The organism is Chitinophaga eiseniae (assembly GCF_900167135.1).
GTDB lineage: Bacteria > Bacteroidota > Bacteroidia > Chitinophagales > Chitinophagaceae > Chitinophaga > Chitinophaga eiseniae.
In genome coordinates this window covers 644431-661240 of sequence record NZ_FUWZ01000004.1, presented here as the reverse complement: position 1 = coordinate 661240, position 16810 = coordinate 644431, and the positions used below count along the sequence as shown (strand labels likewise).

The 16810-nt window shown below is 52.8% G+C and carries 12 protein-coding genes; 8 read left to right on the top strand and 4 right to left on the bottom strand.

Annotation, left to right across the window (positions count from 1 at the left end; genetic code table 11):
• The first annotated feature begins 8 nt into the window (after positions 1-8).
• The 4 genes from B5D63_RS25905 (at position 9) to B5D63_RS25890 (ending at position 3621) form a co-directional block, all read left to right on the top strand.
• A complete protein-coding gene (locus B5D63_RS25905) occupies positions 9-1361 on the top strand; it encodes an alpha/beta hydrolase family protein (protein WP_159456169.1) in 1353 nt (450 codons plus the stop codon).
• A 110-nt stretch (positions 1362-1471) separates the two neighbouring features.
• Positions 1472-1837, top strand: coding sequence for a VOC family protein (locus tag B5D63_RS25900; RefSeq protein ID WP_159456168.1), 366 nt, complete (start codon positions 1472-1474; stop codon positions 1835-1837).
• Between the two features lie 142 nt (positions 1838-1979).
• Positions 1980-2321, top strand: coding sequence for a YciI family protein (locus B5D63_RS25895; RefSeq protein ID WP_078671759.1), 342 nt, complete (start codon positions 1980-1982; stop codon positions 2319-2321).
• Between the two features lie 64 nt (positions 2322-2385).
• A complete protein-coding gene (locus B5D63_RS25890; RefSeq protein ID WP_078671822.1) occupies positions 2386-3621 on the top strand; it encodes an RNA polymerase sigma factor in 1236 nt (411 codons plus the stop codon).
• Here B5D63_RS25890 and B5D63_RS25885 read toward each other — a convergent pair.
• The gene (locus B5D63_RS25885) at positions 3605-4228 is read right to left on the bottom strand and encodes a hypothetical protein (RefSeq protein WP_078671758.1); all 624 of its coding nucleotides are present in this window, start codon (positions 4226-4228) and stop codon (positions 3605-3607) included. The genes B5D63_RS25890 and B5D63_RS25885 overlap by 17 nt on opposite strands.
• A 480-nt stretch (positions 4229-4708) precedes the next feature.
• Here B5D63_RS25885 and B5D63_RS25880 point away from each other — a divergent pair, with 480 nt between their 5' ends.
• The 3 genes from B5D63_RS25880 to B5D63_RS25870 all read left to right on the top strand — a co-directional run bounded on the left by B5D63_RS25880 (position 4709) and on the right by B5D63_RS25870 (position 10363).
• Entirely contained in the window at positions 4709-7834 is a 3126-nt protein-coding gene (locus B5D63_RS25880; protein WP_078671757.1) for a SusC/RagA family TonB-linked outer membrane protein, read from the top strand.
• A 16-nt stretch (positions 7835-7850) separates the two neighbouring features.
• Positions 7851-9353, top strand: coding sequence for a RagB/SusD family nutrient uptake outer membrane protein (locus tag B5D63_RS25875; protein ID WP_159456167.1), 1503 nt, complete (start codon positions 7851-7853; stop codon positions 9351-9353).
• A 344-nt stretch (positions 9354-9697) separates the two neighbouring features.
• A complete protein-coding gene (locus B5D63_RS25870; RefSeq protein WP_078671755.1) occupies positions 9698-10363 on the top strand; it encodes a DNA-3-methyladenine glycosylase in 666 nt (221 codons plus the stop codon).
• Positions 10364-10399: 36 nt separating this feature from the next.
• On the opposite strand, the gene B5D63_RS25865 is transcribed toward B5D63_RS25870, so the two are convergent.
• Positions 10400-12916, bottom strand: coding sequence for a bifunctional glycoside hydrolase family 9 protein/polysaccharide deacetylase (locus tag B5D63_RS25865; protein WP_078671754.1), 2517 nt, complete (start codon positions 12914-12916; stop codon positions 10400-10402).
• Positions 12917-12943: 27 nt separating this feature from the next.
• On the bottom strand, positions 12944-14047 hold the full coding sequence (gene nagA / locus B5D63_RS25860) for an N-acetylglucosamine-6-phosphate deacetylase (RefSeq protein WP_078671753.1): 1104 nt from the start codon (positions 14045-14047) through the stop codon (positions 12944-12946).
• A 485-nt stretch (positions 14048-14532) separates the two neighbouring features.
• Between nagA and B5D63_RS25855 the strand changes: the two genes are divergently transcribed.
• Complete coding sequence (locus tag B5D63_RS25855) at positions 14533-16338, top strand: AMP-dependent synthetase/ligase (protein ID WP_078671752.1); 1806 nt, start codon at positions 14533-14535, stop codon at positions 16336-16338.
• Positions 16339-16367: 29 nt separating this feature from the next.
• On the opposite strand, the gene B5D63_RS25850 is transcribed toward B5D63_RS25855, so the two are convergent.
• Complete coding sequence (locus B5D63_RS25850; RefSeq protein ID WP_159456166.1) at positions 16368-16655, bottom strand: hypothetical protein; 288 nt, start codon at positions 16653-16655, stop codon at positions 16368-16370.
• Positions 16656-16810: the final 155 nt, after the last annotated feature.

The window sequence follows — 16810 nt, the reverse complement described above, 5'->3', positions numbered from 1 at the left end:
ACGACTATATGAAAACACATCTCCTATCGCTGCTCATGGTTGCCTTTATTACCGGCACCGCTTCCGCCCAGCACACAGCAGCTCCTTCCAACTGCAGGAACGGCGCTTATGCCATGAGCGACGGCAGCCAGCTGATCATCAGTCCTTCCATGGACAACGACCTCCGTTACCGCCGCCTGGACGGCACTACCGGCCGCCTGTACTTACAGGCCGACAGCACTTACCTGTCGGGCCCCGGCTGGGCCAACGCCAAAGACCCCAATATATTCGCGCGTTTTAGTGGGTGCGCTGAGGCGGCGCTGGTTTTCCGGCAGGATGGTAAAACGCTTACCGGTAAACGTATACCCCTCCCCGTTATCCCGCTCCGGTTCGACGTGAAGGAAGCGTCGGTGTACGGAGAGCTGTTCCTGCCTGCAGACCGCAGGCCGCAGGCATTGGTGGTACTGCATTTTGGCTCAGGGGGCGCTTCTGCCGTAGCTACGCACTTTCTCCAGTATATGCTGCCGCTCAACCATATCGCTGTACTGGTATATGATAAAAGAGGCACGGGTAAATCTACCGGGAAACTGTCTGCCAATTTTCACCTGTTGGCCGAAGATATGGCGACCATCGTAAAAGCTGTAAAAAAGCAGCCCGCCGTACAGGGCATTCCTACAGGCCTGATGGGCGAAAGCCAGGGCGGGTGGATTGTACCACTGACCGCCACCCTGACGCCGGTTGATTTTGTTATCGCCAGCTACAGCCTGCTCATCCCGCCGCGGGAAGAGAACCGGCAGGAAGCGTTGCATGATCTGGAGGAAGGACATTACAGCGAAGCAGACATCGCGAAAGCCATGCAGGTGGTAGCGGCTACCGACCAGGTGGTGCGGACCGGCTTCAATGGCGGCATGGAGGCCGTTGACGCTCTTAAGGCGCTGTATGGCAAAGAACCGTGGTTTAAGGCATTACAGGGAGATTATACCGGCCCGATACTGGAGGCCAGCCGTGCGCAACTGGACACCCTGAAACAGATTTTCCCGACGGATATTCCGCTGGATTACGATCCCGTGCCAACGTTCCGTCGCGTAAAAGCGCCTATGCTGTGGGTGATTGCCGGGAAGGATACCGAAGCTCCCAATGGCGGCACTATCGATGTGTTAAAAAAGGCCGTCGTTACCCGAAAAAATATTGACGTCGTAATTTTCCCCCATGCAGACCATGGCATCATTGATGTGCAGGACGGTCCGCATGGTCCGGACGGCCCGGTACTGCTGCGGTATTCCGCCGGCTACTTTGACCTGCTGCGCGACTGGATCCTGCATCGCCAGGTCAGTAAACGGTACAGCGACGGGCAATCGTTAGCGGAGTTTAAGCGTGGCTGACGGAGGGGCCGAGGGTGAGGTGAATTGTCGGAATACCCCTTGGCGATTGTCGCAGCCCTACCCTGCTGTTTATGCCCGTGGGGGTACCTTTGCTGCAAGTGTTCATTTCTATGAGAGCCATTGAAAACATTGCCGTACCAGTCACCAATCAACAGCTGTCCAAACAATTTTATCTGCTCCTGGGCTTTGAGCTGCTGGCAGAAGTGACGATGCCTGACGGCGACATCTGGATACAGCTGGGATTCCGGAACCAGGTCACCACCATTTCGCTGGTGCGGCAATGGCCCTACGGCCGGATGCAGGCAGGCGCCTTACAGGGGCTGGTGCTGGAAACAGACAATATTATCAGGGAAAGGGACCGGTTACACCAGGAAGGGGTTGCCGTTTCAGCCATCAGCGAATCCGCTTTCGGAAAGGTGTTCTTTTTGCAGGACCCTGATCTTAATGGGTTAAGCATCCATCAGTTCAGCTATTAAAAGCAGGTCCAAAGGCCGCTCAATCATCTCCCAAAATACTGGTTTTAAATATCTTATAAAAAAATCAGCAATTTTGGCCAAAAATTGTCTTATTCCCGACAGCATAGTTGTTATTCAGTTATAAACAACTAAATTTATTGCCATGAAAAATTTCTTATTTCTCTACAGATCAGATTTCTCTTCCGCAGCTCAGCGTTCTCCGGAAGAAATGCAGAACAACACAAAAATGTGGATGGACTGGATCGGTGGTATAGCTGCGCAGAACAAACTGGCCGACCGCGGCAACCGCCTGGAACAGGCCGGCAAGGTAGTAAGGCCCAATAATGTGGTAACCGACGGTCCTTTTACAGAAATCAAGGAAACACTCGGTGGCTATACCGTGATTCAGGCCAGCTCGCTGGAAGAAGCCGCTGAACTGGCGCAGGGCTGTCCGATACTGGCATTTGGCGGTAATGTGGAAATCAGGGAAATCAGCGTTTTATAATCTCCCCAAGGGATAAAATCACAGAGCCTATGTAATATTGCAGTATTACATAGGCTTTTATATTATGGAAGAAAAAGAACTGCTCCCCCACCTGTTCAGAACGGAATACAGCAAAATTACGGCTGTATTGTGTAAGCTGCTGGGGTTCGAACACCTGGATATTGCAGAAGACATCGCCAGCGAGACCTTTCTGTCGGCCTCTGAGCTATGGGGCCTGAAAGGACTGCCGGAAAACCCTGCCGCCTGGTTGTATACCGTGGCGAAGAACAAAGCGAAGAACCATCTGAAACACCGGGCCGTTTTTCAGCAAAAGGTATCCGTTCAATTAAGTCAGGCTGCGACCAGCGAATTGCCGGAGCTGGACCTGTCTGCCCGGAACATTAAGGACAGCCAGCTGCAGATGATGTTTGCCGTCTGCCACCCTGCTATTTCCCTGGAATCGCAGATAGGGCTGGCGCTGCGGGTATTGTGCGGCTTTGGCATTGAAGAAATCGCGGATGCTTTTCTTACCAGCAAGGATACGATCAACAAACGGTTGCTGAGGGCCAAGGAAAGGCTGCGCGAAGAAAATATCGCCATCGCATTTCCAGCCACCGGCGAAATTCCTAACCGGCTGGAAGCAGTGCTGCGTACCCTTTACCTGCTGTTCAACGAAGGCTATTTCTCCGCCAGCCATGACCATTCCCTCCGTAAGGACCTTTGCCTGGAAGCCATGCGGCTCACTTTTCTGCTGACCGAATACGAGGCTACCAATACCCCGGCCGTGAATGCACTGATAGCACTGATGAGTTTTCAGGCTTCCCGGTTTGAAGCACGTACCGACGCCAGCGGAGACACCATTTTATACGACGACCAGGACACGGGGCTGTGGGATAACGACCTGGTGCAGCAAGGGGAGTATTTCCTGAACCTTGCCTCCAAAGGGACCGTTGCCTCCAAATATCATTATGAAGCCGGTATAGCTTACTGGCATACCATCAAGGCAGACACGCCGGAGAAATGGGAAAATATTCTGCAGCTCTATAACCTGCTGCTGACCGTGGAGTATTCTCCTGTTGCCGCGCTCAACAGGACTTACGCCCTGTCGAGGGCCAACGGTAAAGAGGCCGCTTTGCAGGAAGCAAAAAAGCTGTCCCTCAATGACCATTACCAGTACCACCTGTTGCTGGGGGAATTATATGCCGGGGTTGACAATCGTGCTGCCCGCAGTTCACTTGAAAAAGCGATGGCACTAAGCCATTCGGCGGCCGACAAAAAAATTATCACTCAGAAAATACAACAGCTTACGGAAACTGACTGATATTGTTCACCACCAGTTGATACAATTGTTGTATCACCGATTCACGGTGCAGGTCAAAAGCAGCGGCGTCGCCCTCCCGGATGGCGGCGGCTGCTTCAGCGCACGATAGTCTGTCCCGAAGGGTAGTACCGGCCAGCTCCCGGTAAAAATACAGTGCACTGTCAAACCCCTCATAGCCTTCATAGGAAAGCCATTCATGCACCACCATAAAAGTCTGCTGACAGGAATTGGGAAGCGCCATGGTGTCCAGCGGGAGCCAGTAGTTCCTGTGCAGTGGCGTAGCTGTCTCCACCGCCAGGGCTACTTTGTCAATAACCGCCTCCGGATTGTTTCCTATTTTTCGTAGTATCCTTTCCGTTATTGTATACAATGCCGCTTCTATGGCGGTCAGTGTGCGTGGTATATCATAGTGATGCTGTTCCAGCAGTTGCAGTACCATTTCACGCGGCGCTGTTGTTTTACTCAGCATAATAGCCTGCACCTCCTGTATAAATAACTGCCGGGCGGCTATTACATCACCCCCGGCTTTTTCCAGCAAGAGCGCCGCGTGGCGCAGACCTACAGGCACCTGTTCCCGTAATTGTTTTAATTGTTCTTCGTGGTCCATCGTTATACAAAGTAAACGTATTTCACGCGTACCTCAACTTATCACACATTTAATCATTATTGTCTGAATGCGTACAAATATTGTCCCGTCGGATACATCCTTCTCAAAATATTGTATACTTGATCTGTAGAGTGTCTGTAGTTCCACCTCGATGAGCAACAACGATATATACGACAGAACAATGGAACAAGCACCTGTATAACCTATAATTATCAATCAAAATCAGTTATCGTACCACCACCCCGTTGCGGCCGAAAAGCCGGCTGTACAGGGCTATAGAACAACCACGGGCTTCCGGAAATTACGGCTGCTAATTCCCGTATAAGGGTTACCGTTATTACGTTACAACCAGTAACGAAACGGCACCCGCATGTCTTCATACCACACCTGTCACGAGCACCGCTACCGGTGTTCCGGGGATGTTATGGCCGTCACGGAGCCCTTACCTGTAGTGTATTCCCGAACAAATCCTCATAGCTCATGAAAAGAAAATGCCTATTCATGCTGGCTTTCCTTGTGTGTCTGTGCACAGGGGCCATCGCTCAGACAAAAAACATATCCGGGACCGTCAGGGATGCTGATGACGGTCACCCGCTGGCCGGCGTATCTGTCCGACAACCAGGCGGTAAAGCCGTACCCACCGACGTACAGGGACGTTTTACCATTGCCGTTACCTCCGGTGCGCTGCTGGAATTTTACGCCATCGGCTACGAACCGCAACAGGTACGTACCGGGGCGCAGGACAGTATTATTGTACGGTTAAAGAACAAAGACAAACAGTTGAACGAGGTGGTGATCACTGCCTATGGCGCCACAAAGAAACAGGCGTTCACCGGTACAGCCGCCGTAATCAGCAACGAAAAATTCAAAGACCTGCAGGTGTCTACCGTTACCGGTGTGCTGCAGGGTAATGCCAGCGGTGTACTGGCGATCAACTCCAGCGGCCAGCCGGGTGAAAACCCGACCATCCGCATCCGCGGCATCGGTTCATTCAACGCCAGCAACGATCCGTTGATACTGCTGGACGGCACACCGTACAGCGGCAGTATCAACAGTATCAACCCCGGCGATGTGGAGACCATCACCATCCTGAAAGACGCCTCCTCCACCTCTATCTATGGCTCCCGCGCCGCCAATGGCATCATTCAGATCACCACTAAAAGAGGCAAAGGCAAAAGTCATTTCGAATTTTCCGGTCTGACCGGTTTCTCCCGCAGGGCCGTGAAAGAATATCCTACGCTCAATGCCTCCCAGTACTATGAAATGGCATGGGAAGCGCTGCGCAACGACGCCCGCGACAACCCCGCCCTGCTGACACAGTTCAACGTGCCTACGCCGGAAGCTTATGCCAGCAAGCAGGTGGTACCGCGGCTGGTGTACAATCCGTTCAACGTAGCGGCTCCCGTCGGTGAAAACGGTAAGTTGGACCCTAACGCCACGATGCTGTGGAACGACAACTGGATGGACGAGATGACCCGCACCGGCGTCCGGCACGACCTCAATATGAACGTGTCCGGCAGCGATCCCGCCAACACTATCCGGTATTACCTTTCCGGTGGTTACATCCAGGACCAGGGTATCCAGAAAGAGTCTGAATTCAAACGGTATTCCGGCCGGGCCAAGATAGATGCAACGCCCGTAAAATGGCTGCAGGTGGGTGTTAACAGCAGCCTCGCCTACTCCAGTCAGAACTACCCCTACCAGGGCAACGCCGCCGCATCCAACGGCATCGGGTTTGCCCGTACCATTGCACCGATCTATCCGGTATACCTGCGTGACTGGAAGACCGGCGATTTCCTGCTGGATGGCGCCGGCAATAAGGTGTTCGACTACGGCAACAACACCACGGAGCTGGGCGTGCTGCGTCCTGCGGCGCAGAACAGGCTTTTCAACCAGGGCCAGAACCCTTCCGGTACTACCAGTATCAATCCTATTACCTATGAGCGGCTGACAGCCAACGGTAACGCCTATGCAGGCGTTGACCTTTTCAAGGGGCTCAGCTTCAGGTCACAGTATTCTATCGACTACAACCAGGTAGATAACAACACCTTCTGGAACCCTTTCTATGGTGATGGCACTACCAGTGGTGGTTTGAGCTACCGCGCCGTCACCCTGCTGTATGCCCAGAACTTCAGCAATGCCTTTACGTACGACAATACCTTCGGGCAGCATCACGTAAACGTAGTCGCCGGTACGGAAGCTTTCCGCCGGGTGAGTGAAGTCACTTCCTCCCAGCGTACCGGCTTCACCTACGCACGTCCTACGCAGCCCAGCTATGGCACTACTTCCACCGCTGACGGTTATAAGGAAGTGTTCCGGCTGCAGAGTTATTTTGCACGCGCTGCCTATGACCTGGCCGATAAATATCACCTGAGCCTTTCCGTCCGTACCGACGGCGCCACCCGCTTTGCCAAAGATGTACGCTGGGGCGTGTTCTATGCAGCAGGTGCCTCCTGGAACCTGGACAAGGAACAGTTTATGCAAAACGTAGACTTCCTCAGTCAGCTCAAACTAAAGGCCAGTTACGGTACCAGCGGCAACCAGGCGTTGCCCGGCAGTTTCCCTTACCTGGGCACCTATTCCGCCGGCGCCAATGTAGGCTCTACACCCGGCTCCGTTATCAATACCGTCGCCAACCCATCACTCAGCTGGGAAACACAAAAGCAACTGGACCTTGGCGTGGAATTCGGCGTGCTGAAAGACCGCATCATGGGCTCCTTTGTGTATTTCGACAGGAAGTCCGCCGACCTGTTATTTAACAGGCCCCTGCCCAATTCTACCGGCATTAATTCCATTGCAGACAACGTGGGTGGTGTTAAAAATACCGGGTTTGAAATAGAGCTGAACACCGTGAACATCCGTACCTCAAAACTGGAATGGCGTACGTCCGTTAACGTGACCAGGCTGAAAAATGTTATCACCGAAGCGGCACCGGGCACCAACCAAATCGTTGGCGGCAGCTGGTATGAATGGTTCATACAGGAATATGCCGGCGTAGATGCATCCGACGGCAAACCGATGTGGTATAAAGACGACCCAGCCAACGCCGGGCATAAGGTGACCACCAAAAAGTACAGTGAAGCCACCCGTTATCATCTGGGCAACAGATTATCGGACTATACCGGCGGTATCACCAACACGCTTCGTTACGGTCAGTTCGATTTCACGGTACTGGCGTCTTTTGCGCTTGGCGGTAAATTCTATGATGCTGATTATGCCGGGCTGCGTAACGGCATGGTTAACTTCGGCAACAACGCCAGCACAGACATCTATAAAAGATGGCAGAGCCCTGAAAATCCCGGCGACGGCCTTACGCCGAAGCTGAGCACTACCGCCGACAATGGCAGCTCCGTTTCCAGCCGTTTTCTGTATGACCTGAGCTATATGCGTATCCGTAACATCACCCTGGGATACCGTGTGCCAGAGCGGCTGTTGAAACGCGCCCATATCAGCAATGCCCGCTTTTTTGCAGACCTCCAGAACGCTTTCACCCTCTTTGGCGGCCCTAAAGGCGCGGACCCTGAAGCCGGTATCAATGCCGCCACCAGTGGCAACAATACCACCGCCAGCAAAATATTCTCCATCGGTATCAATGTAGGGCTGTAAATCTAAAACCATGATCATGAAATTATCTCGAATCATCCTGCCTGCGATCCTTGCATTACTGGTATTTTCCGCCTGTAAGAAGGACTTTCTTAATACACCGTCTCCGGAAGACGGCAACCTGACCGATAATATTATCTTCTCCAGTAAGGCCGGCGCAGAGAGTGCGATGACCGGCATTTACTGGATATTCCGTTCTGAAAACTACAATGGTTACGGCGGCGACCCCAACAACAGTGGCAACCTCACCTGCAGAGGACTACAAACGACCATGTTTTTCTTTGAAGTGAGAGGCAACGATGTTTTTGAAGCGTTGCGTTCCTGGTGGCGCTGGGAAACCGCGTGGGAAGAAAACGCCAACGGCCGTATCCAGAATGGGAGCCGTACCCGGCAGATATGGGATATGTTTTACAAAGCAATCAACAATGCCAACGCTATTATCAAATACACGCCAGCTATCACCGGCGCTTCTGACGCAGAGAAAGCAGCGCTGATAGCCGAAGCGAAAGCGATCCGCGCCTATTCCTATTTCTGGCTGGCCAGGTCCTACCAGTACACCTATGCCAAAAATCCCAATGCACGCGGCGTGCCGCTGTATACCGAGCCTGCCTCCAAAGACAGCAAGGGCAACCCGCGGGCGCCCCTCAAAGACGTGTACCAGCTGATCCTGTCTGACCTTGAAGAAGCTACTACCAAACTGACCGATGAGCGGAGCGGCAAATTCCGTATCAACCGGAACGTGGCACAAGGCATCCTGGCAGAAGTTTACCAGGAACTAGCCATGGCCGACGGTACCCTGTGGCAGAAAGCGATCGACAACGCCAAAGCCGCCCGCAACGGCTTCCCGCTGATGACCAACACCAGTTATGCCGCCGGGTTCAACGACCTGGGCAATGCCGAATGGATGTGGGGTTTCCCTGTACCGGAAGACCAGAGCCTTACCTACTATTCGCAATACAGCTTCATGGACCTCTCCGGCGGTTATTACCGTAATATCTACTACAACGCTGATTTTGTGGGCAAATACAGCGCTACCGATACCCGCCGGGCACTGTTCACCGACTTTGGCGATAATCCGGCGGCGCCGGCCCGTAAATGGGGTAGCCGCAAATACAGATCAAGGCTGACCACCTCCATTACCGGCGACATCCTGGTCATGCGCGCAGCAGAGATGTATCTCATAGAAGCGGAAGGCCTTGCGCAGCAGGGAAAACTGCAGGAAGCCATCGATGTGCTGTTCGCCATCCAGGGCCTGCGCGACCCGTCCGCCGTGAAACCGCAGGCGTCCATCGGTAAAGACAACCTGATCAACCTGATACTGCTGGAACGTCGTAAGGAAATGTACGGAGAAGCGGGCGTCTATTATTTTGACCTGAAACGTTATCAGCGTGACCTGGTACGTACCGGTAATCATCCTTATATACTGAACGTTCCAGCGGCTGATCCCCGCTGGCTGGTACAGATACCGCTTTCAGAAATTGATGCGAACGATAAAATCAACCCGGAAGACCAGAATCCATAAATGCTGAAACCGGTTGGCAGGAAAGGCCTGTCAACCGGTTCATTTTCCGTTGCGGAATAACGATAGCAGAAACAGTCCATGTATATCCCCGGTCAATAAAAATTTTATTGAAATAGTTGGCGATGGCTTCGGGGATTGGACACAACAGCTGACAATAAACCTCTAAGAACGTTGCCAGACATCAACAATAAAGTTAGGATTGCTTACAAATCAAATATCATAATTACATTGTAAAAATCTCCTGTAGCACCCTCCCTATCATCATTACAATCTGATTCACATCGATATTTCTGATAGATGCCCATCGTTTGTTTTTGTGCATTTTCTTTGCATTAAAAGAAGACATGACAGACTTCCTTTACATAGACGACAGGGATAGCGACGCCTGTATCACTTCTTTCCGAAAGATTGCGGACACGATCATGAACGATCATTTGCTGCGGGCAGGCGACAATCGTTACCGGATAGTAGACTGTGAGTTTTATTATTGCAGTGATACCCACAACGACCCTTATGCCCATGCGCGCGAGCGTATCCAAAGCAGCAGCGGGGAATGGTATTTTCATGGCACAGGGATGGATATCACCCTTTCCACCGATCAGACCTTCGGCGGCATATTGATCCGCGGCATTGCACCGGTGGCGGACAGCCAGCAGCTTCCCTCCCGGACGCGCACCATAGCCGGTCCTTTGAAAGTATGCAGTGAGGTATTTAAACAATTCGGCAGTGTGCTCAGGGAAGAGCCGTTATATTTTGGATTGGAAAACATATCTTCCGTCAAAACGCATAACAGCATCGATAGAGCGCGGTTGTTTGCTGTGCCCCGTGTGGCATTGAACTCCGCCAAAGACCCTGAAGAAATTTTTTGCGGCCGTCCATACCGTTTTCTCAGCTTCCTCTACCTGCCGCATAAGGAGAGCGAGAAAGCGCGCCGGTACCTGATACATCACCCGGAAGATCCCCTATCGCCTGTTGAGTACGATGCATACGCGAGCGGCAGATTGTGGTAATACAGCTCCCCGGGCTTCTGCCCGGGGATTTTCTATTTATGTATGCAGTAGCTGGTTGATGGTTACAAAGCGGTACCCTCTCTTTTTCAGGTCTGTGATCAGTTCATGCAGGCGGTTGTAGAATTTATCTGTGCGTGCCGGGTCTGTGCCGATGTGCAGCAGCAGCATAAAGCCATTCAGTCCGGCCGGCTGCGTGTCCGCATACTGCAGTATGGACTTGTAAATTTCTTCCGAAGAGCGGTAGCTTTTCATAGCCGGTGTGGTGTAATCTGCATTGGAACGTGTTCCCGGTGTAAAGTTCACCAGTTGCAGACCTGCCGCCTTCGTCCATGCAGCGATGGTGTCATTGTACCACTCGTAGGGCGGCAGAAAATAGGATGCCGCGCTTTGGGAGATGCCGAGGGTCTTCATCCTGCGGTAGTTGGCAGCGAGATCTTTATCGAAAGCGTCGCGAGTGATGAGAAGGCTGTCCCGTTTTTGCCAGTCGCAATACAGCGGATGCTGATCGGAATGCGGGCCGAGGTAGTGGCCATCAGCTTTGAGTTGTTTGACCAGCGGCTGAAAAGCAGGATTGGCATAGAACTTCCCGGTAAGGAAGAAGGCCGCCGGCACTTTTTGTTGCTGCAGCACGCGGCGTATTGTCCGTCCCCCGTCAGCAAACTCATCGCCGGTAAAAACGAGCGTCAGCGTCTTACGGCTGGTATCGCCGCGGATAACGGCGCCGGCGGCGTACGTATATGCGCTGCTGTTAGCCGGCGTAGCAGCAGCGGGATGGTTACCGCCTTCATGGTCCATGGCAGCCAGCAGGTAGATCAGCGAAGCTGTTCCGTCCATCGTAGGTTCATTGGTGCTGTAGTCCCCGAAATCGTCGTGGTACACGGCGAGGTCGCTTTGAAACGCCGCATAGGCGTCTGGTTTAGACAGTTGTATCCCGATCAGGTTTTTGTAGATATTCGTATATACGGGACCGTCTACCAGCGCCCCATCTACCGGGTAGTGGCCCAGATGGGTAAAGGCCGAGTGCGGATCTTCCGGTGTGTCGCCGGCAGCGGGTAAACCATACACCATACTGGTGCCCCACGGGTTGCAGCCAAAGAGCCAGTCGAAATTAGCCTGTTCCAGTGCGGCATAGGCATTACTGCCGGTCAGCTGCCGGTACCAGTAACATTGGATGGCGAAGGCGGTGGTGAGGTTATTACTGCACCAGATAAAAGGAATATAACGGTAGAAGGCATTGTTTTTTGCCTGTTGCCATACTTGATCAATACCTTGTTGGTAGTAGCCGGTGATGGTTTGGCGGGCGGCGCCTTTTAGTTGCCGCGCCAGTTCATAGTGCCCCAGGTTAATAAATGGATACCACTGGTAGTGATAGGCGGTATCCTTCCCCAGCCAGGGTGTTATCTTCTCCTGCCCGGCATAGTCCAGTGCCTGTTGCCGGCAACTATCCTTTCCGTATAACCGGTACAGTGAGGCAGCAGCCAGTTCCATGTCATCCACCCAGTTGTCTTCCGCATAGATATAGGGCGACTTTACCGAGGCGGTCTGGCAGACACCCGGTTGCCGGCGGCCCATACTGTAAGCAGTGAGTGCTTTTCGGCGCAGGATACCGGCGTAAGCGGCATCTTTGTCTTTCAGCAGGTCATATCCCAGTGCGAAAGCGCTGGCAAATTTGCCCGCTGTGGAAGCCACGCCGGTGGTCTGGTTCATGAATTTACCCCGCACCTGTGGTTGGCCGGAACAGAAATATACCGGCCGCTCGAAGCCCTTGCCATAAAAAGGATCTTCTTTAGGCAGCCGCATGCCGTTGTGGTCACGGTCATCAGCGATCTGATTGAACATCCAGTTGTCACGCGGATGCATTTTCGACAGCCAGTCGAGCCCCCAGCGTGCTTCATCGAGGATATCCGGCACATGGTTACTGCCTTCCAGGCCGTTGGCCGCGTACCGGTCGCCGAACACCTGCGGGAAATCGCGGTAGGCCGCCAGCAGATGGTAGGTAGCGTTGGCCGATGTAGTGGAATACTGGAGGTAGTCGCTCGCATCGTGCCATCCGCCGGCCACATCGATGCGGGTGCTGTCGGGCATTGGCCCATATAACGTATAGCCGTCATGGGTATGACAGGAATCTTTCAGAAAGGGATTAAAAAACGACCTTTGCTGGCGCATATACCGCAGTGCGAAGTCCGCCGCGCCGGCATATACGTTGGGGGCTATACGAAAATAAGGCGACTTCGCCTCTCCTGCCACCAGGTAAAAGGTACCTGTTTGCTTCCAGCTGCTGAAGTCGAGCCGGGCGGTGGTCCTGAAAGGACCGTATTGTCCGAAAGGTTTGACGGTACCGGTAAAGACCGGCTTACCGCTGGCGGAGTCCACCAGTTGAAACTTCATGGGTATGGCTGTATGTTTACTGGCCCATACGGCCGCTTTAACGCCTCCGGGCAGATACCCGAGCTGGTTGATCCGTATCCAGGATTCCGTGGCCGCTATGGCATCGGACGCGCAGAGAGCGGTCAGCCACAAGGTGGTTATGATAGTCAGACAGTTGTTTTTCATCTTCCTGTATTAACATTTTCCTGCAGCTCACTGTTGTGCGCCAGCGACAAATACTTTTTGCACTTTATACTGATGATCAAACACCACCAGGTCTGCCCGGCAGCCTGGTTCAATACGGCCGCGGTCTTTAAGGCCCATGAGCGTGGCCGGGTATACGGTAGCCATGCGCAGAGCTTCTTCCAGCGGAATACCGGCATATTCCACACAGCGCTGTACTGCGCGCAGGAGTGTCAGCCGCGATCCGGAGAGGGTACCGTCGGGCAACGTAAAGCGGTCTTCCTGTGCCACATGATGCGCCGGCCAGGTGTCGTTGGCTTCCACTGCATCGGTGATCAGGAACAAACGATGGCCCATTGCTTGTTTACTGATGATCAGCGCGTTGTCATCCACGTGGATATTATCGGCGATGATGCTGGCATACACGCTGCCGTTGCGGAAGGTGGCGCCGGGGAGGCCGGTATCGCGGTGATGCAGGGACGACATGGCATTGAACAGGTGTGTTACTGCCCGCACCCCGTTCTGGAAACCTTCCATCGCTTCTGCGAAGGTGGCGTTGCTATGGCCCGCGGAGAGGACGATACCCTGCTCATCGAGCCAGCGCAGGATAGCCGGATCACACATTTCCGGGGCCACGGTGATCATCTTCACCACACCACCGGCGGCGGCCAGCAGGTTTTCCACCTCTTCGCGCACCGGGCGCCTGATATGCTGTACAGGATGCGCGCCTTTTTTGGCGGGGTTGATATAGGGCCCTTCCAGGTGCATGCCCAGCAGTGCCGGATGCGGGTGGTCGCGCACAATACGGATACACTCATCAAACACTTCCAGGCTGTCGGTCGCCAGGGTAAGCAGAAAGCCGGTCGTACCGTTTTTAACCAGCGCCTGCGCCATGGCGTTGAGCGCTTCCGGTGAACGTTTAGCGGAGAAAAGGTACCCGCCGCCGCCATAGATCTGAAGGTCCAGCAGTCCGGGTGCGATGATACTTCCGGCGCAGTCTACGACCGTAGCATCTGCCGGGACTTCCGCGGGGCTGACCAGCGCGGTGATTTTTCCTTGTTCTGTTAAAAGTGTCTTATCCCTGATCACCTGTGCACCGGTGTAGATCGTTCCGTTTGTTAGCGCAGTAAGCATAATTATATTTTAAGGCCGGTTGGCCGTTTATGGTCCGGTAAAGCAGAAAAAATAGGAAAAGATCAGCATAAAAGCAACGCACAGCGCTAATAACTTTAACATTCCCGGTGTTTATCACGCCTGAAAATTGACTATATTGTAGGGAACAGAACCAATAACCCATATGCCAGAATCCCTGTTACTACATGCATGGACGATGATGGAGGCGCCTTCTTTTGCACAGGAGACGATACAGCTCCCCTAAAAGGTAAGCCTCTCCCGGGACAGGAATATCGACACCTATTTCATCACGGAAAAGCTGGCTGTGCAACATATCGGCTACATTGTCTTCACGTGGAAAGACAGTGTTTATGCGCATCGGCCGCTCGTGGGGCCGGCGAGCGTTTCGGGCGTTGATCCGCTGCCAATAATTTCAGTTTTACTGACATATATTTTTTAGTATATTTAATACGAACTGGTACCTATTACATCACTAAATCTACCTTATGAGTACGCTCCCGAGGCACAGGCTATTCGACGCAGTAAAGTTTCAGCTGGAGAAATTCCCCAAACAGGACATGCTGGCCGCCAAGATCAATGGCAGCTGGAAGACATTCAGTACTGCCAGTGTCAGTGAAACAGTGAACCGCTTTTCCGCCGGCTTGTTACAGCTGGGCGTGGGCGGCAATGATTTTACGCCTGAAGGCGCTGACAAAATCGCTATTATCAGTAACAACCGGCCGGAATGGGTGTTTACAGATCTGGCGGTACAGCAGACCGGCGCCGTGCTGGTGCCCCTGTACCCCACTACCAACCCGGCTGAAATACAATTTATCCTGAACGACGCTGCCGTGAAGTATATCTTCGTCAGCAGCAAAGAGATGCTGGAAAAAATCCAGGCTCTCCGGAGCGGCGTTCCTACGCTGAAGGAGATCTATTCCTTTGACGAGATACCCGGCGCCACCCACTGGAGCACCATTCCGGACATGGCCACCCCTGCGCTGCTGGAGCAGGTAGAAGCCATTAAAGCGGGGATTGATCCGGAACACCTGGCCACCATTATCTATACCTCCGGTACCACCGGTACGCCCAAAGGCGTGATGCTCACGCATGCCAATATATCCTCCAACGTGATGTATTCCAAGGTGAGCTTCCCTTTTGATGATGCGCCACAGCAGAAAGTACTGAGTTTTCTGCCGCTGAACCACATCTTCGAAAAGACGGTTACCTACATCTATCTTTTCAGTGCTATCGGTATTTACTATGCAGAAAGTCTGGACACGCTTAGCGAGAACCTGAAAGAGGTATGCCCTGATGGATTTACCACCGTACCGCGGCTGCTGGAAAAAGTATTTGAGAAAATTATGGCCACCGGCAACAGTCTCACCGGCATCAAACGCCGGCTGTTTTTCTGGGCGGTATCCCTGGCCGGCAAATATGACAACAATATCAGCGGCGGTGCTTGGTACAACCTCCAGTTATCCATCGCCAATAAGCTGGTCTTCAGCAAATGGCGCGCAGCGCTGGGAGGAAATATCAGCTATATCGTCACTGGCGGCGCGGCCTGCCAGGAGAAACTGCTGCGTATCTTCAACGCCGCGCAGATACCGGTATACGAAGGTTATGGCCCTACCGAAAACAGCCCGGTGATCTGCGTCAACCGCAGGAAGCCCGGCGGCACCAAATTTGGCACGGTAGGTCCCCCTATCGATGGCATCGAAGTTAAACTGGAGGAAGACGGCGAAATCTGCGTGAAAGGCCCTACGGTGATGAAAGGCTATTACAAACGTCCTGATCTCACCGCTGAAACCGTTGTGGATGGCTGGTTACACACCGGCGACATCGGTATCTGGGTAGATAAAAAATTTATCAAAATCACCGATCGTAAAAAAGAACTCTTCAAAACCAGCGGCGGCAAGTACGTGGCGCCACAACCCATTGAAAACAAGTTCAAGGAAAGTCCGTTCATTGAACAGATCATGGTGGTGGGTGAAGGCCATAAGTTTACCGGCGCGCTGATCGTACCTGCGTTCCCGTATCTGAAGTATTGGATGAACCGGCAGAATATCCCCTTCACGACGCAGGCAGAAGCCATTGCCCGTCCGGAGGTGCAGGAAGCCTATCAGAAAGTGATCGATGAATACAACCAGCACTTCAATCATGTGGAGCAGATCAAACGCTTTGAGCTGATGCCCGAAGAATGGAGCATTGCCGGCGGTGAAATGACGCCTAAGCTGAGCCTGAAAAGAAAAGTGGTGCTTGAAAAATACAAAAGTGCTATAGACAAGATCTACCAAAACGAGCACGAATAATATTCCCGGGCCCTGACAGCCGATGGCTGTCAGGGCCAATTGATCGTTCGGACAACTTTCGTTTCATCCATCTGCCAGGCCCGTATCTCATCATTTCTATCCGCCGCCGCCTGTGGCTCCCCGTCCACTCCCACCGACCATTCTGCTTTATAATCTTCCGGGTGGCGATTATGTTCTCTGAATGCTGCTTCCAGTTGCTGCTGTTGTGCCACCAGGTCCTTCAGATGCCGGTAGGTGATCTTAAAAACATGGCTATACAAGTAAGGTAGTTTCTTTTCTGTTGGGTTAAGCACCAGGTAAAAAAACTGGGTCGTCATCATTGAATAATTAAAAAGTGAATAGCTGCCAGGTTTCCCGTTACAGTGCAACGTCGTGAATATAAGAAAATTTATGGCGTTGGATCAGGCTTTAGCAAAACTACCCCATCCCTATCTCATTAGTTTATCACAAATGTGAAAATGCAATGATTAAC

Bases quoted from the DNA above. Each gene is read 5' to 3' on its own strand.
- B5D63_RS25905 (WP_159456169.1), top strand. From the start codon at position 9: ATGAAAACACATCTCCTATCGCTGCTCATGGTTGCCTTTATTACCGGC.
- B5D63_RS25900 (WP_159456168.1), top strand. From the start codon at position 1,472: ATGAGAGCCATTGAAAACATTGCCGTACCAGTCACCAATCAACAGCTG.
- B5D63_RS25895 (WP_078671759.1), top strand. From the start codon at position 1,980: ATGAAAAATTTCTTATTTCTCTACAGATCAGATTTCTCTTCCGCAGCT.
- B5D63_RS25890 (WP_078671822.1), top strand. From the start codon at position 2,386: ATGGAAGAAAAAGAACTGCTCCCCCACCTGTTCAGAACGGAATACAGC.
- B5D63_RS25885 (WP_078671758.1), bottom strand. From the start codon at position 4,228: ATGGACCACGAAGAACAATTAAAACAATTACGGGAACAGGTGCCTGTA.
- B5D63_RS25880 (WP_078671757.1), top strand. From the start codon at position 4,709: ATGAAAAGAAAATGCCTATTCATGCTGGCTTTCCTTGTGTGTCTGTGC.
- B5D63_RS25875 (WP_159456167.1), top strand. From the start codon at position 7,851: ATGAAATTATCTCGAATCATCCTGCCTGCGATCCTTGCATTACTGGTA.
- B5D63_RS25870 (WP_078671755.1), top strand. From the start codon at position 9,698: ATGACAGACTTCCTTTACATAGACGACAGGGATAGCGACGCCTGTATC.
- B5D63_RS25865 (WP_078671754.1), bottom strand. From the start codon at position 12,916: ATGAAAAACAACTGTCTGACTATCATAACCACCTTGTGGCTGACCGCT.
- nagA (WP_078671753.1), bottom strand. From the start codon at position 14,047: ATGCTTACTGCGCTAACAAACGGAACGATCTACACCGGTGCACAGGTG.
- B5D63_RS25855 (WP_078671752.1), top strand. From the start codon at position 14,533: ATGAGTACGCTCCCGAGGCACAGGCTATTCGACGCAGTAAAGTTTCAG.
- B5D63_RS25850 (WP_159456166.1), bottom strand. From the start codon at position 16,655: ATGACGACCCAGTTTTTTTACCTGGTGCTTAACCCAACAGAAAAGAAA.